The sequence below is a fragment of the Iodobacter sp. CM08 genome (assembly GCF_033446605.1).
In the GTDB taxonomy this organism is placed as follows: Bacteria; Pseudomonadota; Gammaproteobacteria; order Burkholderiales; family Chitinibacteraceae; genus Iodobacter.
Window position 1 is genome coordinate 95,928 of sequence record NZ_JAWQUO010000009.1, and the last position, 20,813, is coordinate 116,740.

The window sequence follows — 20,813 nt, forward strand, 5'->3', positions numbered from 1 at the left end:
TTTTTTACTTCACCACTTCTTTAGCTTCTTTTAGCAGTGCTGCAGATAGCGTTACGCCTTGTTTCTTTGCGGCGGTGGTGTTCACCATCAATTCTTTCTTAGAGCCTACTTCGGGTGCAATATCGCCTGCTTTTTCGCCTTTCAAGATACGCACGACCATCTTGCCGGTTTGACGGCCTAGCTCGTAGTAGCTCATCCCCATCGCAGCAATTGCACCGCGTTTTACTAAGCTGGCATCGCCAGAAATCAAAGGAATTTGCGCTTGCTGTGCCACGCCTACTAAGGATTCGTAGCTAGAAACCACATTGTTATCCGTATTGGTGTAAATCACGTCCACTTTGCCAACCAAGCTTTTCGCCGCAGTAGAAATATCTACCGTGCGGGCCGCAGGCGCTTCTACCAGCGTCATGCCGCGCTTAGCCAATTCGGCCTTTAACTCTTTAGCCACGATGGTTGAATTAACTTCACCTGGGCTATACACCATGCCAACACGCTTGGCGTTTGGTTTTACTTTTAAGATTAAATCGATTTGTGGCGACAGCTCTAACATATCCGACACGCCGGTTACATTATCGTTACCTGTCTTCCAGCTTTTAACCAGCTTGGCGGCCACCGGATCAGTCACTGCAGTAAACACTACTGGAATACTGCGAGTAGCCGCTACGACAGCCTGTGCACTAGGTGTGGCGATCGCAACAATCACATCAGGCTGATCGCCAACAAATTTGCGGGCAATTTGTGCTGCGGTGGCGGTATTGCCCTGAGCACTTTGAAATTGATACTTAATTTGCTTGCCCGGCTCAAAGCCCGCTGCTTTTAATTCGTCCTCTACTCCTTTGCGTGCGGCATCAAGCGCAGGGTGATCAACAATCGCCGTTACCGCCACCGATTTCATTTCTGCGGCACCCGAAGTTGGAGCCAAGCTAAGGGCCAAAAGAGTAGCCAAAAGAGTAGGTTTAAATAATTTAAGCATCGACCAAATCCTTATTTCAAAGTGATTGTGGAGCTGGATAAAAAGAAGCCGAGAAATTTCAAATAGAAAATACGCGCATTTGCATATAAAACAACTGTTTTATCTTTTCAAACTGATGACGAATAAATAGCCAAGCACGGCATTTACTACGCAAATACCAATAAATGAAATATCAGAAATATAAGCGCACAACGGTGTGAGTTACGCCAAAGATAATAGAGGTAAGTCGCCTAAAGAGACAAAGCGGGGATATCCCTAATAGAGGGCTTTTGCTGTAATTATGATTAATAAACGACAGCTTAAAATACTGTGGATAACTTTGTGGGTAAGATCGTTATTCAGCGCAATTAGGCAAGCACTAAATAAGACTAAAAGGTGATATAAATCAAGAAAAAACAAGGCTAAAACCCAAGCCTGTTCTCATTTGAAGGATAAAACTGCAAAAACAAAGTAGGAAGGTAAAATCAGGCCACAAGCACAATCACGGCCTGTGTGTAAAGCCCCAAGGCGAGCACTTATTTGCAGCAAAAATCGCTACACAAAATGTCATTCACACTACAAATTTTAAGATGTTTTAAGTCAACACACGGCGATCCAGAAAGTTGCTTATCAGCCTAGTTCACATAAATGACATTTTCCAGAAATATCTAAGTAAAACACAGCCCCAAGGCGAGGAACGGTAAAGCCCCTTAAAAATCAAGATGCTTAGGCCAGTCGCCTCATCACTCACTGCGTGCTTGGCAGTATTTTAGCGGCTGCTTAAGACAAAAAAATAGGCGGAAAGCCCCCTCAGCAAAGTTTTGCTGCAGGGGTTTTCCGCCTGATATAAAAATAAGAACTACAGCACGTAACGCGCTAAATCTTCATCCGCAGCAATGCCGCCTAACTTGCTGCTTACAAATTCAGCATCCACCACAATCTTACCGCTCTTGGCATCAAAAGAGATTTCTTCTAGCAAACGCTCCATCACGGTGTATAAACGCCGCGCTCCGATGTTTTCAGTGCTTTCATTTACCTGCCAAGCAATTTCGGCCATGCGTTTTACGCCGTCATCCGTGAAATCAAGCTCAACTTCTTCTGTTGCCAGTAAAGCCTGATATTGCTTCACAAGGCAGGCATCCGTGCCAGTTAAGATGCTAGCAAAATCATCCACAGTCAGTGAGTTAAGCTCTACCCGAATCGGAAACCGCCCTTGCAGCTCTGGAATCAAATCTGATGGTTTGGCTAAATGGAATGCGCCGCTGGCAATAAACAGAATGTGATCGGTTTTAACCATGCCGTATTTAGTGGTGACCGTGGTGCCTTCTACCAGTGGCAATAAATCGCGCTGCACGCCTTGGCGGCTGACTTCGCCACTACCCGCCTCGGCGCGGCTGGTGACCTTATCAATTTCATCAATAAACACGATACCGTTTTGCTCAACCGCAAACAGGGCCTCGGTTTTAGCGTCTTCTTCATTCACCAGCTTGCCCGCTTCTTCTTCGGTGAGCAGCTTCATGGCTTCAGCAACTTTAAGCTTTTGCGATTTTTTTTTATCGGAAAACGCCCCCTTAAACATTTGCTGAATTTGGCTAGAAAAGTCTTCCATGCCCGGCGGGCTCATCACCTCCATGGTGGGCACGCTTGCTGCCACTTCAATTTCAATCTCTTTTTCGTCCAACTTACCTTCACGCAACATCTTGCGGAATTTTTGGCGAGTATCCGAATCATCGCTGCCGCCAGGCGGCAGCAATACGTCAAGAATGCGCTCTTCTGCCGCATCTGACGCTCGAACACGATTACGGCTAATGGCTTTATCCCGCACTTGCTTAACGGCTACCTCAACCAAATCACGAATAATGCTGTCTACATCTTTACCAACGTAACCCACTTCGGTGAATTTAGTCGCCTCTACTTTAATAAAGGGCGCGTCAGATAATTTAGCCAAGCGACGGGCAATTTCGGTTTTACCCACACCGGTTGGCCCAATCATCAAAATATTCTTTGGGGTAATTTCATTTCTAAGCGGCTCTGCCACTTGTTGCCTGCGCCAACGATTACGCAGCGCAATCGCCACGGCCTTTTTAGCCGCAGTTTGGCCAACAATATGTTTATCTAGCTCGTGAACAATTTCCCGCGGAGTCATTTGGCTCATGATCAATCCTTAACAAAATATACAAAGCAGATGGCGACACTGGCGCTAAATTTAAAGACTAAGGCATAGATATTTCACTATTACCCTACTCAAACAGGGTGCTCGGCTAAGCGTATTTATTAAAAGGCAAAAAAACATTCATCTCCTATCAAAGCACACGATAAGTTCTACAATAATAATGAACTAAGCTTACGCAGAGAGAAATATGAACGATAACGATGACTGGCTAGATGAAGATAGTGAAGAAACATCTACCAGCACCAATGGCAAGCTATGGACAATTCTAGTGGTTGACGATGAACCTGACATTCATCATGTCACTCGGCTTGCACTCGCCAATATCGAATTCTTAGGCCGAAGGCTAGAAATTTTATCCTGTTATTCTGCAGCAGAAAGCTTGGAGCTACTTCGCTCTCGTAATGATATTGCGCTGGTTTTACTCGACGTAGTGATGGAGCAAGAAGATTCTGGCCTGCAAGTAGCCCATGCAATCCGTGAAATATTAGGTAATCACCAAATTCGTATTATCTTACGCACCGGTCAGCCCGGTGTAGCACCCGAGCGGCATGTGATTGAAAGCTACGATATCAATGATTACAAAGCCAAAACAGAGCTAACCCGCGATAAGCTTTACACCGCCATCTTAGGCACTTTACGCTCGTATAAAGACATTATGCTGCTAGAGCATCAGCGCCAAATGTTAGCGGCTAATCGCCGTGGCTTAATTAAAGTGATTGAAGCATCCGCCAGTATTTTTAAACAACAATCTATTCAAAATTTTGCCCAAGGCGTGCTGGAGCAATTGCAATCTCTGCTGTTTTTTGAGCAAGAGGCTTTATATATTGTGGTGCAAGGCGGAATGGCCGCTTTATCCCAAAATGGGGGGATTCAAGTGATGTATGCTACAGGCGGTTATCAAGCGCTTTGTGGCAAAAAACTAGAATATAGCGAGCTGGCGCAGTTTGATGCATCCATTAAGCAGGCCATCCATGACGAAAGCAGCGTGTATGCTGCAGATCATTTTGTCGGTTTTTTCCATACCGAACGTGGGCCAGTCAATTTACTGATTATCGATGGGCCTGTGGCTTTATCTAATCCAGATAAAGAATTGATCGAATTATTCTGCCGCAATGTCAGCATCGCGTTTGAAAACCTAATGATGAATAAAGAGATTCAAGAGTTGCGAAGCGATCATTAATTAGTTAATAAAATCAATATGCTATCGTGCATAACTAAATAAAATAACTCAGCCATTTTATAAAAAATGTCCTGATTAAGTCTCTTGCTCACACTCATCATCCCTATCGTAGGGCGGGTGCAACCCGCGTTTTTTCAGCATCGCTCGCGGGTTGCACCCGCCTTACGCTATTAATAATGGATATAGCTTGCTCAGCACCAAGCCACTCTTCATCTCTACGGCAAAATACAGCTAAACATATCTTAGGCAATCTAATATTTGAATGGCTTATTTTTCGTATCTTTAGTGCTTTTCGTATATAAAAATTTGTTTTATCTAACGTGCTGATTAAATCTTCCCTCATCCACCGCCCATTTAGCAGTTTCAGCGGTAGAATCAATGATCCCTCTCACCAACCCGTCTAAAGCTATGTCGAAAGATTATCTGGAAAGTATCATCAAAGCCCGTGTCTACGACGTGGCTATTGAATCTCCGCTAGAGTTCGCCCCTAATCTATCGCGTCGTATCGGCAATAAAGTGCTGTTTAAGCGCGAAGATATGCAGCCGGTGTTTTCGTTTAAAATTCGCGGTGCGTATAACAAAATGGTCAAGCTCACGCATGCCGAGCTAGCACGCGGCGTAGTTGCAGCATCTGCGGGCAACCATGCCCAAGGCGTGGCAATGGCCGCGCAATACTTAAAATGCCGCGCCACCATTGTGATGCCCACCACCGCTCCTCGCATCAAGGTAGATGCGGTGACGCGCCGTGGCGCAGAGGCGGTGCTCATTGGTGATTCTTACTCTGATTGCTATCAGCACGCACTTAATTTATCCGAGCAAACCGGCGCTACGCTGATTCATCCCTTTGATGATCCTGACGTTATCGCTGGCCAAGGCACGGTGGCAATGGAAATCTTGCGCCAGTATCCCGATCATATTGACGCGATTTTTGTTCCCGTTGGCGGTGGTGGCTTATTAGCTGGGATGGCGGCCTATATCAAACGCCTGCGCCCAGAAATTAAAATTATCGGTGTAGAGCCCACCGACGCCAATGCCATGTATTTAAGCCTAAAGCTAGGCGAGCGCATTACCCTGCCGCAGGTTGGCATCTTTGCCGATGGCGTGGCGGTAAAGCAGGTTGGGGAAGAGACTTTCCGCCTATGCCGCCAGTTTGTGGATGACGTGATTCTGGTTGATACCGACGCAATGTGCGCGGCGATTAAAGATGTATTTGAAGACAATCGCTCGATTTTAGAACCCGCAGGCGCGCTGGCCATTGCTGGCCTTAAAGCCTGGGCTAAGCGTGAAGGCAAGCAAGACGCCACCCTGATCGCCGTGGCATCTGGCGCAAATATGAATTTTGACCGCCTGCGCTATATCGCCGAGCAAGCCGAAATGGGCGAACAGCGTGAAGCGATTGTGGCGGTAACGATTCCAGAGCAGCCCGGCTCTTTCCGTACTTTCTGTAAGCTAATTGGTGCGCGCAATATCACCGAATTTAACTATCGCTACTCCACCGCCAGCGAAGCGCATGTGTTTGTTGGCCTATCGATTAACGATCGCAGTGAAGTGATTGAGCTGATTGGCGAGCTGGCTACCGCAAAAATCGCCGCCGTCGATCTTACCGATAACGAGCTAGCCAAGCTGCATATTCGCCATCTAGTGGGCGGCAAAGCCCCCAATGTGCAAAACGAGCGGCTGATGCGCTTTGAGTTTCCGGAACGCCCAGGCGCTCTACTCGACTTTTTAAATGGCATGAGTGGCGAGTGGAATATCAGCCTCTTCCATTACCGCAACCACGGTGCAGATTACGGGCGGATTTTGGTGGGCATTCAAGTGCCCCCACAAGACGACGACGCCTTTGCCGCCTTCCTACAAAAACTCGGCTATATGCACTGGGATGAGAGCGATAACCCCGCTTATAACCTATTTCTAAGCGCATAAGCAAAAAGGCCGTCACAATGACGGCCTTTTTCTTGCAAGGAATGTGGCTCGAAATAACCCCTGCAATGAGGTATCAACACCAAACCGTCTTCCCCGAATGTATTTATCGGGGATCCAGTAGCGCAGCTGGATTCCCGATAAATACACGCGGGAATGACGGGAGTTCATCGCAGGAAGAGAACCTAGTCCTTAGCTAATTACAGCAGATTACGCGCCGCTTCAATCACGATATCTACGGCGGTATGCTCAGCCAACTTCATCGCTTCTGCATCTGGGATTTCTTGCTGGGTGCGGTTTACGATCACACCCGCTACCATGCCTGCACGCCAGCCTTGGGTTGCGCACATAGTGAGTAGCGTGGCGGATTCCATTTCGTAATTCATCACGCCCATCGCCTGCCATTCTTTCATCGAACCTTGCATGCTGCTCACTACACGGCCACTGCAAGTATCGTAACGCTCTTGGCCTGGATAGAAAGTATCTGATGAAGCGGTTACGCCGATATGCAGTGGTTTACCGGCTTTTTTAGCGGCATTCACCAGCGCCGTAGTGCAATCAAAATCAGCCACAGCAGGGAAGCTCATCGGGGCAAAGTGCAAGCTGGCACCATCCAGACGAACCGAACCGGTGGTCACCAGCACGTCGCCCACATTGATATGCGATTGAATCGCACCGGTTGTACCCACGCGCAGGAAGGTATTGATCCCCAGCTGAGCCAGCTCTTCTACCGCAATCGAAGTAGAAGGGCCGCCAATACCGGTAGAGCAAATCACAATCGGCTTGCCATCTAGCTCAGCAAGGTAGGTGGTGAATTCACGATGGCTGGCCAGCAACTTGGCATTGCCCATTTTTTCAGCAATACGCTGCACACGGGCAGGATCACCCGGCACAATCGCCAGAGTGGCACCGGCTAAATCGCTTTTAGCGAGACCTAAATGGAAAACTTCTGATTTAGACATGATGAGTCCTTCAATTAAAAAAACGAACCCAAACCTTGAACCACAGAGGACACGGAGGCTCGCAGAGAAAAACGAATTTCTTCTCCGATTAACGCCTCTTCTCATCAATTCTGCATTTTATAGTTTGAGTTTAAATTTGAGATGTAATCGTAGGGCGGGTGAAACCCGCCCTACGATTTTGATATTTACAGCGCGGGCGTATCTTTTGGGTCTAGGTAAAAAGCACCCGGCAACAGATCGCCTGCGGTGGTGATTTCCATATCTTCTTTCATATTGCCCAAGATTACCGGCAGCGCGGGTGTGCCGATTTCTATCATTACCTGACGGCAAGCGCCACATGGTGCGATCGGGCCAGGAGTATCGCCCACTACGGCAATAGCAGAAAAATCACCCGGCTTATAGCCATTGGCTACCGCGCTAAATAGCACCGTGCGCTCTGCACAATTGCACAGGCCATACGAAGCGTTTTCTACATTGCAGCCATGAAATACGCGGCCATCTTTAGTAATGAGCGCAGCGCCCACTAAAAAGCGCGAATACGGCGCATAGGCTGAAGTGCGGGCAATACGGGCTTGATCGAGTAATTCTCTTGCATCGAGTTCTTCACGCGTCATCATCATCTCCAAAGTATTTCAACCCCGCTTGCGGGGAAAACCAAACCCATAAGAAACAAAGAAAAACATCTTGGTTTCTATATGGAGAATTACTCTAAAAAGGCTTTCCCAACAGGGAAGGAAGAAAGATTGAACCAGTTAGCCAAGCTCTGACCCACGTCGGCAAAAGATTCGCGAATACCAAGGCTACCAGCCGGAACGCACTTGCCGTAGACCAACACCGGCACATGCTCGCGGGTATGTTCGGTGCCCGGCCAAGTTGGATCGCAGCCATGATCGGCCGAGATAATCAGGATGTCGTCGTCTTTAAGCAGAGCGAGCATTTCTGGCAGGCGCTTATCGAATAATTCCAAGCCACGGGCATAGCCCGCTACATCACGGCGATGGCCAAATTTCTCGTCAAAATCCACAAAATTAGTCATCACAATGCTGTTATCCGGCGCTTCCGTGGTGGCTTTAAGCGTGGCATCCCACAGCGCAGTTAAACCGCTGGCTTTAATACCCTTGGTGATGCCGCAATGCGCATAAATATCCGCAATTTTGCCGATAGAAACCACGGTACCACCTGCATCGGTCAGCTTCTCCAATACCGTTTTAGCGGGCGGTGCAACGGCGTAATCATGGCGATTGCCAGTGCGAGCGTAAGTGGCAGGTGTTTCACCATCAAACGGACGGGCAATCACGCGGCAAATATTGTATTGCAGCATTTCTTCATGGGCGATCTGGCATAGCTCGTAGAGTTTTTCTAAACCAAAGCTTTCTTCGTGCGCAGCAATCTGGAATACCGAATCGGCCGAGGTATAAAAAATCGGCTTGCCCGTAGCGCGATGCTCATCACCCAGCTTGGCAATGATATCGGTACCCGAAGCATGGCAGTTGCCCAAATAACCGGGCAGGCCAGCACGTTTTACCAAGGTTTCCAGCAGCTCTGGCGGGAAAGTATCGGTTTTTTTAGTGAAATAGCCCCAGTCAAACAAAACCGGCACACCGGCTAATTCCCAGTGGCCCGATGGCGTGTCTTTACCGGATGAAATCTCGAATGCTGCGCCATAAGCCGCAATCGGCTTAATAGTGGCAGATAAGCCAGCAGGCACTTTGCCGCTGGCTAGGCCACAAGCCAGCCCCATTCCCAGCTCTTCAAGATGAGGAATTTTCAGCGGGCCGCTGCGTTCAATATCGGCCTCGCCATTAAAACAACGCTCTGCAATATGGCCGAGGGTGTTGGAGCCTACATCACCAAACTTATCTGCATCGGGTGCAGCACCTACACCAAGTGAATCCATAATCAGGAAGATGGCACGCATGGCTGACTCCTTAGGACGGGTGTACCCGTCAAAATATTAATTAATAAACATAACAACTCAGGTATGCGAACAAAACCCAAATCTTGAACCACAGAGGACACAGAGTTACACGGAAAAACCATGCACAATCATTCCTTGTATTCGTCATGGCCGAGCGACTTTGCAATCCGATTATTTATGCATAAATAATCGGATTACTGGCAACGGCAACTAAACCGTATGTAAACGCAGCCTGTATTTCTTGCATGGCCATTTCTGCCGCATGACTTGTTTGTGCATGCACAATCGCCAATGGCTCACCCACTCTGACTTCTTGGCCTAAACCCATCATTTGTGTAATCCCTACCGCGTAATCAAGTGCATCACCCGGCTTACGACGGCCACCGCCTAGGCTGACCACAGCCATACCTAGCGCACGGGTATCTATAGCCACAATAAAACCATTCTGCGCCGCTGGCACCGCAATTTGTAGCGCGGCCTGTGGCAAATATTGATCAGGCTTTTCTATAAAATCAGCTGGCCCACCAAGGCTAGCAATCATACGGCCAAAGATTTCTGCTGCACGGCCACTATTCAAAGCGGCCATTAACTTACTTTCTGCCTCAGCCACATTCGCCGCCAGCTTACCCAGCACCAGCATTTCGCTGCAGAGTGCCATTGTTACTTGATGCAAACGCGCAGGGCGATATTTACCGCTGAGGTAATCCAAGGCACAGCGTACTTCAATAGCATTACCCGCACAGGGGGCGAGTGGTTCATTCATATCGGTGAGCAGCGCGGCGGTTGGCAGGCCTGCGCCATTGCCCACTTCTACAATGCTGTCTGCCAGCTCGCGCGATGCAGCCAGATTTGGCATAAATGCCCCGCTGCCTACTTTGATATCCATCACCAGCGCATCCAGCCCTGCCGATAATTTTTTCGACAGAATCGAGCTGGTAATCATCGCCACCGATTCCACTGTGGCGGTTACATCGCGAATCGCATAAAGGCGCTTATCGGCGGGGGCTAAATCACCGGTCTGACCGATAATCGCCACGCCTACTTCACGTACGGTTTTGCGAAATAGCTCAATCGTTGGCTCGGTGTTGTAGCCTGGAATAGCATCAAACTTATCTAAAGTACCGCCGGTGTGGCCCAAGCCTCGGCCAGAAATCATTGGCACAAAACCACCACAAGCCGCAATCATTGGCCCCAGCAGCAGGGAGACTAAATCGCCCACGCCGCCGGTTGAATGTTTATCCAGCACGGGGCCAGGTAAATCTAAGCTGCGCCAATCCAAAACCTGCCCCGAATCACGCATCGCAAGGGTCAGCGCTACCCGCTCGTCAAGCGTCATGCCTTTAAAGTACACCGCCATCGCAAGGGCAGCGATCTGCCCCTCAGAAATGCTCTGATCGCTTATCCCGCGTACAAAAAAACGAATTTCATCACCACTTAAAACATCGCCATTACGCTTTTTACGGATGATTTCTTGGGGCAAGAACATATAAACCTCTTTAATGCCATAACAAGCATTGATTCATCGTAGGGCGGGTGAAACCCGCTTTTTTTCAACATCACTCGCGGGTTTCACCCGCCCTACAAATACCAAGCCATCAATACGCCGATTTAGCCGTTGCACCTGCATCGTGGCCTAGGGTGGTCAGCAAGCTGCCCATCAGGCTGGATGCGCCAAAACGGAAAGTCGCCGCCTGAGCCCAATCTGGCCCCATGATGCGATCAGCAATCCCTAGGTATTCCAATGCATCTTGAGCGGTACGCACGCCACCAGCCGCCTTAAAGCCCACGGCTTTACCGCTGTCTTTAATCGCCTGAATCATGATTTCTGCGGCTTCTTGCGTAGCATTCACCGGCACTTTACCGGTAGAGGTCTTAATAAAATGCGCGCCTGCGGCAATAGAGATCTCACTGGCTTTACGAATCAGTGCTGGCGTTTTTAGCTCGCCGCTTTCGATAATCACTTTCAAAATTTTGTCGCCAACGGCTGCGCGGCTTTGCGCAACCACATCAAAGCCAACTTGCTCGTCCCCTGCCATCAGGGCACGCCATGGGAACACCACGTCCACCTCATCTGCACCATTAGCAATGGCAGCGGCAGTTTCAGCCGCAGCTTCAGCCGGTGTTGGCTCGCCATTTGGGAAATTAGTTACGGTTGCCACGGGGATATTCAAACCCAGAGCCGCCAATGCCGCTTTTGCAGTTGGCACAAATTGCGCATAAACACAGAGCGCAGCCGGATTACCCACAGGGGTTTTGGCCGATGCAGCCAAAGCTTCAATCGAAGCCACGGTGTCTGTATCGTTCAGCGCGGTTAAATCCATTAAATGCAAACCACGCAGGGCTGCAGCACAGAGTTGATTTTGAGTTGCCATGATTGTTCCTTTAACAAATATTTGGATGGTTCGCCTCAAAGATGAAGCGTTGTCTTGATCTGAGCATGTTGGGTTAGCTGGTTTATATAGGCAAAACGCCAACAACCCAGCTAAACCAAACTACCCAATAGAAATTCATATGAGCCAAGCCATTACTTTACGAATAAAACATTTCCGTAGAAGCCGCCTGAGCATGTTGGGTTACGCTGCTTTGTTGGTACAAAACGACCAACAAAGCAGCTAACCCAACCTACGCCGCTGTTGACTGACTTCACAAGGGAACAAATCAACAGAGCCGGCTTTAAAACTTAAGCCATGCTAATAAACAAACCAGCAATGGTTGCGCTCATCAAATTAGACAGCGTTGCAGCAGCCACTACGCGCAAGCCATAACGGCTTACTTCGGAACGGCGCTCTGGGGCTACCGAGCCAAAACCACCGGCCAAAATTGCAATTGATGAGAAATTGGCAAAACCACACAGGGCAAAAGACAAAATCGCCAGTGTTTTAGCATCCAATACCTGCAAACCCGCTGCCGTTACAGATGCCGCGTCTTTAAGGTAAGGAGCCAAGCCAACAAAGGCTACAAACTCATTCAGAATCATTTTCTGGCCGAGGAAGTTACCCGCCAGCGCCGCATGTTCCCAAGGCACACCAATCAAGTAAGCCAATGGCGAGAACACATAACCCAGAATCAATTCCAGATTGTATTCAGGATGGCCAAACAAGCCGCCCACACCAGCAACCAAGCCATTGACCAGCGCAATCAAGCCAATAAACGCCAACAACATCGCGCCTACATTCAGTGCAATCTTCAGACCCACCGATGCACCTGCCGCACCCGCTTCGATCAAATTAGCTGGGCGCTCGTCATCAAAAGTCAGGTCTTTAATTTCTACCGTACTCTCTTCAGTGCTTGGGCAAATGATTTTGGCAAATAACAAACCACCTGGAATCGCCATAAAGGAAGCGGCAATCAGGTATTCCATACGTACGCCAAGACCGGCATAACCCGCCAATACCGAGCCTGCAATTGCAGCCATACCGCTAGACATCACCGCAAACAGCTCGGGGCCGCTCATGGTTTTCATAAACGGCTTAACCACCGCTGGCATTTCGCTTTGGCCCAAGAAAATGGTCGTTACGGCTGAAAAAGATTCCAGCTTGCTTACGCCCAACAGCTTTTGGAAGATGGTCCCTAGAATGGTCACGATCCAGCGCATCACACCAAGGTAGTAAAGCACTGAAATAAATGAGGTCATAAAAATAATCATCGGTAACACGCGGAATGCAAACACAAATCCGCCGTTGCCAAATACCTCAAACATTTTTTTATCGACTAAACCGCCGAATAAAAAGGAGATACCATGATTGCCATATTCCAATACATGATTCACAGCATTAGCCACACTCAGTAAAATATCTTTACCAAGAGGGATAAACAGCACAATTGCACCAATAGAAATCTGGGTTAATAATGCGGCAATAATAATGCGTGGTTTAATTGCTTTTCGATTCATTGAAAGCGCAAAAGCAATCAACAATAGAACAGCGATACCGATTAGGCTGCGTCCAACTTCAAACATCTTCGTCTCCTGAAATTTCACGTACCGCTTTATTTAGCGTGCGCTGCGGCTTGTTTTTTACGGGTTTTCACTCAGCCTGCAATATAGGCTTGGCAATATTTGAAGAAATAAGGTGTTTCACTTATATGTCGACACCAAAAAACAGAATGAATGTTTAGCAAATCAACTTATGTAAGCGAAATGGCTTGTTTTCTAAAAAAGAGACAGATATTAAGGTTTTTCATGCAGAAAACTAAATTTATCTACCCATTACTAGTGAAAAATCAATTTTCTCTGTTGTATGTTTTCAAAATTCGTAAGCAACAGGATTTGCTGTTTTATTTGAGAGATATCAAAAAAGGCGCAAGCTTTGCAGCTAGCGCCTTTTTTCGAGCGATTAAATACGCCCTATGTTTTTAGACCAAAGCAAACTGCAACGTACCATTTAAAAAACGAATGAATTAAATTCAATATCCTGATTAAATCTAATTCAACGATTATTTTTAACCCATTCCAGCCAAGGCTTAAATAAGGATGGGCAACGCGCTGCCACTACCGATCTTTGCCAGATATGATCTTGCCAATAATTATCATGATGAATACTGGCGATTTGCCCGCCAGATTCCAGTAATATCAATACACCAGCAGCGTAATCCCATAATTTTTGTGAGCCATGCAGCATTAAATCAGTGCGCCCTGCCGCCAGCCAACACCAGTCTATGGTGGACGAGCCGTAATTACGCAGGCTGCTAAAAGGGGCCACGCTCACCACCCGTGCTGGCAAGCGTCCGCCTAAATACTTAGGCTCCACTGCCGCTACCGCCTCACACAAAGACTTGGGTATTTCGCTGCGTAGCGGTAAAGATCGCCCATTCATCCACGCACCATAACCTGCGGCAGCTGAAAAGCACTCATCCAAAGCGGGCACATACACCACGCCCAACACCGGCCGCCCTTGGCGAAATAAGGCGATAGACACCGAAAAATGCGGCAAGCCGTGCACAAAATTGGTTGTGCCATCAATGGGATCAACAATCCACAAGCCATCCGCATGATTTTCCCACAGTGCTTTTTGCTCGGCTACGCTCATTTCCTCGCCCAGCACAGGGCAATTTACAATTTTAGGGAGCTCACGCTGCAAAGCCGCTTGCGATGCCATATCGGCCTCGGTAAAGAGGCTGCCATCCTGTTTACGGCTTGACGCCACCAGCTGGAAACGCGGCATAATTTCTTCTGTAGCCACACGGCGAGCCAAAGCCACCAGATCAGATAAACGCTCAAAATCGCTCACAGCTTTCTCCCTTGTTTACCCCCCATTGTAAGACAGTAAGATGACTTTGTTGCATGTGCACATAAAAAAACGCTGGGGAATAAGTGTAGGAAGGGTGAAAGCACACTTGCGCGCTAAGCAAAGTCAAAAAGACCTTTTTTATTAGTGCCTTCGGCACGTTGATTTTGGAGCGGTTAGCCACCGCGGGGCCTTCCTTTCTTGCTTCGCCAAGAAACGAAGCCAAAGAAGGCGACCCCACGAAACACGAAAGCCCCTACGCTGCGGACAATCGAGTCGGCGGCAGGCGGGATTGGCTCGCTGCCTCGCTCCCTGGCCGAAACCCCGCCCCGCTTGTTCCTCGCTCCGGCGTGTTTCAAGGGGACTTTAAAAAGCCCTATGCAAAGTGCGTCGTTGTTATGCTTTTTCGCTGTTTGCTAATGAAAAAAATCTGCTTAATACGCATAGGGTTTCACCCGCCCTACAAAAGATCCCAACCATAAAAAAACCGCTCCCCCATCAGGAAAGCGGTTTTTGTGGGTTTTAATCAGCTAAACACCGCTAATTAATAAGGCCACTTCCAGTTTTTAACTTCTGGCATATCGTCGCCGTGCTCAGCAATATATTGGCCGTGTTCTACCAATTTATCCGACAGTTTTTGACGAACATGCGCGCCAATTTTTTGTAGCTGCGGTACACGGTCAATCACATCAATGGCTAGGTTGTAACGATCCAGCTTATTCACCACCACCATATCAAACGGGGTAGAGGTTGAGCCTTCTTCGATATAACCACGCGCATGGATATTGCTATGACCATTGCGGCGGTAGGTTAGGCGGTGAATCAGCCATGGGTAGCCGTGGAAGGCAAACATCACCGGCTTATCGGTAGTAAACAGCGAATCAAACTCACGATCTGATAAGCCGTGTGAGTGCTCTTCTTCTGGCTGCAAGGTCATCAAATCGCAGACGTTTACAAAGCGGATTTTCAGATCAGGGAAGTGCTGGCGCAGCAAATCAGTTGCAGCCAAAGCTTCCATGGTCGGTACTTCACCCGCGCAAGCCATCACTACATCTGGCTCGCCGCCTTGATCGTTAGACGCCCAGTCCCAAATCCCCAGACCCTTAGTGCAATGGGTAATGGCTTGATCCATGGTCAGGTATTGCAGCGCTGGCTGCTTACCTGCAACCACTACGTTTACATAGTGACGGCTGCGTAATACATGATCGGTTACGCTAAGCAGGGTGTTGGCATCTGCTGGCAGGTAAACGCGGATCACTTCGGCACGTTTGTTGATCACATGATCAAGGAAACCTGGATCTTGATGTGAGAAACCGTTGTGATCCTGACGCCATACGTGCGATGTGAGCAGGTAATTGAGCGATGGCAACGGTTTACGCCAGTTGATGCTGCGGGTTGTTTTCAGCCATTTTGCGTGCTGGTTAAACATCGAATCAATCACATGGATAAACGCTTCGTAGCAGCTAAAGAAGCCGTGACGACCGGTTAAGTTGTACGCTTCCAGCCAGCCTTGGCAGGTGTGCTCCGACAAGATCTCCATCACGCGGCCATCTTGCGCCAAGAAGTCGTTGTTTTTATCGGCTTCTAGGTAATCAGCAAACCAAGTTTTGCCAGATACATCAAACACATCATTCCAGCGGTTAGACGCGGTTTCATCCGGCCCAAAGATGCGGAAATTCTTTTGCTCTTCGTTTTCTACCATCACATCGCGCAGGAATTTACCCATTACGCGAGTGGCTTCGGCATTTACAGTACCTGGCTTGTCAAACGTCACCGCATATTTGCGGAAATCTGGCATGCGCAGATCTTTAGACTCTTGGCCGTGCACCACGGGGTTAGAACCCATACGCAGCAAGCCTTCAGGGGCTAGCTCGGCCAGCTCGGCCTTAAATGTGCCGTTAGCATCAAACAATTCTTCTGGACGATAGCTCTTCATCCAGTTTTCTAAGTTGTGGACGTTTTCTTCATCGATATCAGAGAACGGCACTTGATGGCTGCGCCAGTAATCCTCAACCTTCTTACCCTTAATTTCTTTCGGGCCAGTCCAGCCCTTAGGGGTACGCATCACAATCATTGGATAACGTGGGCGAACAATAGGCTGGCCGGCATCCATTTCAGCCTGCGCCTTAGCACGAATCGCATCCAGCTCGGCCATACACAGATCCATGGTGGCAGCCATTTTTTGGTGGATCTCGGTAAACGATTCATTCTTTTCATTGAATGTTTCGGTTTTTAGCTCAACAAAATGCGGTTTGTAGCCAAAGCCCTCAAACATTTTGGTGATTTCTTCGTGGCTAATACGGGACAGCAGGGTTGGATTGGCAATTTTATAGCCATTCAAATGCAAGATCGGCAGCACAAAGCCATCATTCACTGGGTGCAGGTATTTATTAGAGTGCCAAGAAGCCGCCAGTGGGCCAGTTTCTGCCTCGCCATCGCCCACCACCGCAATCACGGTTTGTGTTGGATTATCAAAAGCTGCGCCAAAAGCGTGTGAAAGCGAATAACCCAACTCGCCGCCCTCATGCATCGAGCCTGGCGTTTCTGGGGCAACGTGCGAAGGAATACCGCGTGGGAAGGAGAATTGCTTAAACAGGCGCTGCATACCGGCAGCAGTGCGGTCGATATGTGGATAGAATTCTTCGTAGCTGCCTTCCAAATACGTATTTGCCACCAAACCTGGGCCGCCATGGCCAGGGCCGGTGATATAAATCATCGGGCTTTTACGTTGTTTAATAATGCGATTGGCGTGAACATAAATAAAATTCAGACCGGGCGTCGTGCCCCAGTGGCCCAACAGGCGTGGCTTGATGTGAGCAAACTTCAGTTGTTCGGTAAGAAGCGGGTTATCTAGTAAATAGATTTGGCCAACAGAAAGGTAGTTAGCCGCACGCCAGTAAGCGTGCATTTTGTCGATTTGTGCAAGAGATAGCGGTTGAGTCACGTAACACCTCGTCTAGAATTGCTGATCGGAAAATCTTTTTATCAAGCATTTAAATGAGCACCTAAGCTAGACCTTTGTCATCACTGTACGTTCCCATTTGTTAACTTTTTGACACTTATTCCTTGCCCACCTGTTAAAGCCAATGGTTGTTCTAGCTTCTTCACAAACGACTATACACAGAGCTTCATTTCAAACATCTGACTAAGGTCAATGCTTTACCTTTTTGACTAATAAATATTTATCACTTCGCCAAAAATCATTTAGAGCTAATTCATCCCATCATCACGCCCGAAAGACTAACGTCACACTTTACACTAACTTACATACAAAGAAAAAATCATAAAAAAGCATTGCTAAATAGCCAAGATTACGTGTTGCAATCTACTCTTAGCTTGCAACATCAAGCCTTCGGCGCAAATAGCGCTCTACTTATTTCAGGCCGCAAATATTTATCGCCTATAAATTAGTAATATAAAGACGAAAAAATGGGCACTTGCCAAGCAAGTGCCCATTTTCAATCATAAAACATGAATGTTAATTTAAAATGAATGGTTAAAAAACACCAAAGTCATCACTATAAATAACGGTAATAATATCGCGCAAGACCAAGCCATATAACCAAAGAAGCTTGGCATTTTAATACCACGATCTTCCGCTACCGCTTTCACCATAAAATTAGGCGCATTACCAATATAACTAAGCGCGCCCATAAACACCGCACCTGCTGAAATAGCCAATAAAGTGGATGCCATTGGCCCCATCATATGGGCCGCATCACCATGCGCCAAATTAAAGAACACTAAATAAGTTGGTGCATTATCTAAAAATGCCGATAACAAGCCGGTCATCCAAAAATACATATAGTCAACCGGACCACCACTGGCATTTGAAACAGTATTAACTAAAGGCGCTAAGTGCCCAGCCTCGCCCGCCCGCAAGATAGCAATTGCAGGCGCCATCACAATAAAGATGCCAGCAAAAAGCTTAGCCACTTCTAAGATAGGGCCCCAGTTAAAATCATTGCCCGCACGTATTGGTTTTGGCGTAAATTTTAATGAAACCAAGGCAATGGTTAGCAGTAGTAAATCACGCATTAAATCTTGGATCGCCAGCTCAGTGCCTGCAATATGCCAAGAAATACCTGGTTTCCAAATACCCGACATCACCACGCTAGCCACAACAGCGGCAATTAAAAAGAAATTGAACTTGCCATGAATTTTAATCGGCGTGTCTTTAGTTGGGTCACGCGGCAATACGCCTTCCTTTTTAAAGTAATAGCTATCGATAAAATAAAATACCGTTAGCAATACGCCTGCGGCAAAGGCCACCAAGGGCAACATATGGCTAAAGGTCCAGAAAAAATCAACGCCTTTTAAAAAGCCAAGAAATAAAGGCGGATCGCCCAATGGAGTTAAACCACCGCCAATATTTGCCACTAAGAAAATAAAGAACACCACCACGTGTACATTATGCTTGCGATTATCATTTGCCTTAATCAAAGGGCGAATAAGCAGCATAGCCGCACCAGTAGTTCCCATAATGGAAGCAAGCACAGTGCCTAAAGCCAAGATCCCAGTATTTAACTTGGGGGAGCCATGTAAATTACCCCAAACCAAAATGCCACCAGATATGGTGTACAAGGCAAATAGAATCAGGATAAAGGGAATGTACTCATCAATCATGGCATGAGCGATCACCCCCAGCGAGGTAGACACGCCAAACACCGCGGTAAAAGGCAGCAAAAAACACGCGGCCCAAAACGCTGTTATTTTACCAAAGTGTAAATGCCAAAAGTGCGGCGCAAATAAGGGGAATAGCGCAATAGAGAGCAAAATACCCACAAAAGGCAGCGCCCAAGCCAAGCTTAAATCTGCACCATTAAAATCAGCGGCCAGCGCAAAGGCTGGCAACGCACTTAAAACTGCAAAGAGGATTTTTTTCATTTTTGAATAAATTCTATTTTGTAACCATCAGGATCTTCAACAAAGGCAATCACCGTGCTGCCATGCTTCATAGGGCCTGGCTCGCGCACAACCTTGCCACCCTTTTGACGAACATCTTCACAACAGGCGTAAATATCGTCGATTTCAATCGCGATATGCCCATAAGCGTTGCCCAAATCGTATTGCGTGGTATCCCAGTTATGAGTCAATTCTAATACCGTAGCGCTGGCTTCGTCGTTATAACCCAAAAATGCCAAGGTAAAACGCCCCTCAGGGAAGTCTTTGCTGCGTAATAAACGCATACCCAGTACTTCGGTATAAAACTTGATAGAAAGTTCCAAATTGCCCACGCGGAGCATGGTATGTAGCAAGCGCATGACGATTGTCCATATCATAGAAAAACCTAAGTTTACCGTGTTTCTATTCGCTTGCTGCATTCAAGGGTTTGCATAAATTCACGGTTTTTATAAAAAATATTCTTATTTTGCAATAGATCAATTGGGCAAATTCAGCGCCAATCAATCTAAACTTCTTGTAAATAAATAGTTATAAAAATCAGTAGTTAAGCGATGAACTGCTGGGGGTAAGCTAAATTTAGGATGTAAGGGGCTTGACACAAATTAAATTATCCTTATAATGCGACCTCTCTGAAGTGTGAGCGGGTCGTTAGCTCAGTTGGTAGAGCAGTGGACTTTTAATCCATTTGTCGCAGGTTCGAATCCCGCACGACCCACCAATCACACAATATTTGCAGGGCTGTTAGCTCAGCTGGTAGAGCAGCGGACTCTTAATCCGTAGGTCGACAGTTCGAATCTGTCACAGCCCACCAGTTAAATACAGTTGCCTTACCCCTATATGGGTCGTTAGCTCAGTTGGTAGAGCAGTGGACTTTTAATCCATTTGTCGCAGGTTCGAATCCCGCACGACCCACCAAGCATTCATCAAAAAGCCCAGTCTTCGGATTGGGCTTTTTGTTTGCGCCATCCAGCCATCTCCATCGCCTGCCAATACGCCACCACCGGTCTATAACGGTGCATCACTGTGTTGGAAGCTCTGCTATGCGTGTCTTATATGCCTTAACCTTGCTCAGCGCCTTCAGCCCCGCTGCTGAGCTTATGCCGCAAGCTGGCCAGTGGGAAGTCGTTAGCGAAATGCCCGCTGAGCAAAAAGCCATGTTTAGTAAAATGAAGCCCGAGCAAATCAAGCAAATGCAGCAACCTAGCATGCATTTCGACCCGAAGGCTGGGACGATCACGATGTCACTCTGTTTATCAAAAGAAAAAATGGGGAGCTGGCAGCAAATGGGGCAAAAGCCCTCACAAAACTGCGAGCCACCCAAGGTAAGCAATAGTGGTAATACCGTCAGCATGGATATGCAATGCCGACAGCCACACGCCGCCACCATCCACAGCGTGATTCAATTTAGCCCCGCCAGAGATAGCTACCAATACGAGCATCAGATTCAAGCCCAAGGCAAAAGCATGGCGCTAAAAGGCAGTGCGCGGCGCTTAGGAGAATGCAAATAGGGAGGCCGTTACGCCTCCCTATTTAAGTAGGGGCACGGCATGCCGTGCCCTATCAGCATTTTATTACGGT

The 20,813-nt window shown here is 47.7% G+C and carries 15 protein-coding genes and 3 tRNA genes; 6 read left to right on the forward strand and 12 right to left on the reverse strand.

The features are described 5' to 3' along the window. Window positions 1-4: 4 nt before the first annotated feature. Both R6242_RS06735 and hslU read right to left on the reverse strand, forming a co-directional pair. Window positions 5-973, reverse strand: a complete 969-nt coding sequence (locus R6242_RS06735; RefSeq protein ID WP_293935024.1) for an ABC transporter substrate-binding protein — start codon at window positions 971-973, stop codon at window positions 5-7. Between the two features lie 838 nt (window positions 974-1,811). After that, entirely contained in the window at window positions 1,812-3,107 is a 1,296-nt protein-coding gene (gene hslU, locus R6242_RS06740; RefSeq protein WP_293935026.1) for an ATP-dependent protease ATPase subunit HslU, read from the reverse strand. Between the two features lie 205 nt (window positions 3,108-3,312). Between hslU and R6242_RS06745 the strand changes: the two genes are divergently transcribed. Beyond that, window positions 3,313-4,305, forward strand: a complete 993-nt coding sequence (locus tag R6242_RS06745; protein WP_318425384.1) for a DUF3369 domain-containing protein — start codon at window positions 3,313-3,315, stop codon at window positions 4,303-4,305. 378 nt (window positions 4,306-4,683) lie between these two features. After that, on the forward strand, window positions 4,684-6,228 hold the full coding sequence (ilvA, locus tag R6242_RS06750) for a threonine ammonia-lyase, biosynthetic (RefSeq protein ID WP_293935032.1): 1,545 nt from the start codon (window positions 4,684-4,686) through the stop codon (window positions 6,226-6,228). A 197-nt stretch (window positions 6,229-6,425) separates the two neighbouring features. Here the strand turns inward: ilvA and udp are convergent, their stop codons facing one another. From udp to gloA, 10 genes are all read right to left on the reverse strand, one after another. Further along, window positions 6,426-7,187: a uridine phosphorylase gene (gene udp / locus R6242_RS06755; protein ID WP_318425387.1), complete on the reverse strand. Its 762-nt coding sequence runs from the start codon at window positions 7,185-7,187 to the stop codon at window positions 6,426-6,428. 185 nt (window positions 7,188-7,372) lie between these two features. Continuing rightward, window positions 7,373-7,801 (reverse strand): cytidine deaminase, encoded by a 429-nt coding sequence (locus tag R6242_RS06760; protein WP_046353666.1) that lies wholly within the window; start codon window positions 7,799-7,801, stop codon window positions 7,373-7,375. 89 nt (window positions 7,802-7,890) lie between these two features. Then, window positions 7,891-9,105: a phosphopentomutase gene (locus R6242_RS06765; RefSeq protein ID WP_318425392.1), complete on the reverse strand. Its 1,215-nt coding sequence runs from the start codon at window positions 9,103-9,105 to the stop codon at window positions 7,891-7,893. Window positions 9,106-9,280: 175 nt separating this feature from the next. Then, window positions 9,281-10,591 (reverse strand): thymidine phosphorylase, encoded by a 1,311-nt coding sequence (gene deoA / locus R6242_RS06770; protein WP_318425395.1) that lies wholly within the window; start codon window positions 10,589-10,591, stop codon window positions 9,281-9,283. A gap of 109 nt (window positions 10,592-10,700) precedes the next feature. After that, complete coding sequence (gene deoC / locus R6242_RS06775; RefSeq protein ID WP_318425398.1) at window positions 10,701-11,477, reverse strand: deoxyribose-phosphate aldolase; 777 nt, start codon at window positions 11,475-11,477, stop codon at window positions 10,701-10,703. A 308-nt stretch (window positions 11,478-11,785) separates the two neighbouring features. Continuing rightward, window positions 11,786-13,063: a NupC/NupG family nucleoside CNT transporter gene (locus tag R6242_RS06780; protein ID WP_318425401.1), complete on the reverse strand. Its 1,278-nt coding sequence runs from the start codon at window positions 13,061-13,063 to the stop codon at window positions 11,786-11,788. A 469-nt stretch (window positions 13,064-13,532) separates the two neighbouring features. Then, on the reverse strand, window positions 13,533-14,333 hold the full coding sequence (locus R6242_RS06785) for an inositol monophosphatase family protein (protein ID WP_318425404.1): 801 nt from the start codon (window positions 14,331-14,333) through the stop codon (window positions 13,533-13,535). A gap of 541 nt (window positions 14,334-14,874) precedes the next feature. Next, window positions 14,875-17,274: a phosphoketolase family protein gene (locus tag R6242_RS06790; RefSeq protein ID WP_318425406.1), complete on the reverse strand. Its 2,400-nt coding sequence runs from the start codon at window positions 17,272-17,274 to the stop codon at window positions 14,875-14,877. Between the two features lie 539 nt (window positions 17,275-17,813). Next, complete coding sequence (locus tag R6242_RS06795) at window positions 17,814-19,217, reverse strand: sodium:proton antiporter (protein WP_318425409.1); 1,404 nt, start codon at window positions 19,215-19,217, stop codon at window positions 17,814-17,816. Then, the gene (gene gloA / locus R6242_RS06800; RefSeq protein ID WP_293937527.1) at window positions 19,214-19,594 is read right to left on the reverse strand and encodes a lactoylglutathione lyase; all 381 of its coding nucleotides are present in this window, start codon (window positions 19,592-19,594) and stop codon (window positions 19,214-19,216) included. Before gloA ends, R6242_RS06795 begins: the two co-directional genes overlap by 4 nt. Before the next feature lie 283 nt (window positions 19,595-19,877). Between gloA and R6242_RS06805 the strand changes: the two genes are divergently transcribed. The 4 genes from R6242_RS06805 to R6242_RS06820 all read left to right on the forward strand — a co-directional run bounded on the left by R6242_RS06805 (window position 19,878) and on the right by R6242_RS06820 (window position 20,743). Further along, window positions 19,878-19,953 (forward strand) — tRNA-Lys (locus R6242_RS06805). 17 nt (window positions 19,954-19,970) lie between these two features. Continuing rightward, a tRNA-Lys gene (locus R6242_RS06810) sits at window positions 19,971-20,046 on the forward strand. A 28-nt stretch (window positions 20,047-20,074) separates the two neighbouring features. Beyond that, window positions 20,075-20,150: transfer RNA gene (locus R6242_RS06815), tRNA-Lys, on the forward strand. 125 nt (window positions 20,151-20,275) lie between these two features. Then, the gene (locus tag R6242_RS06820) at window positions 20,276-20,743 is read left to right on the forward strand and encodes a DUF3617 domain-containing protein (RefSeq protein WP_318425413.1); all 468 of its coding nucleotides are present in this window, start codon (window positions 20,276-20,278) and stop codon (window positions 20,741-20,743) included. Window positions 20,744-20,813: the final 70 nt, after the last annotated feature.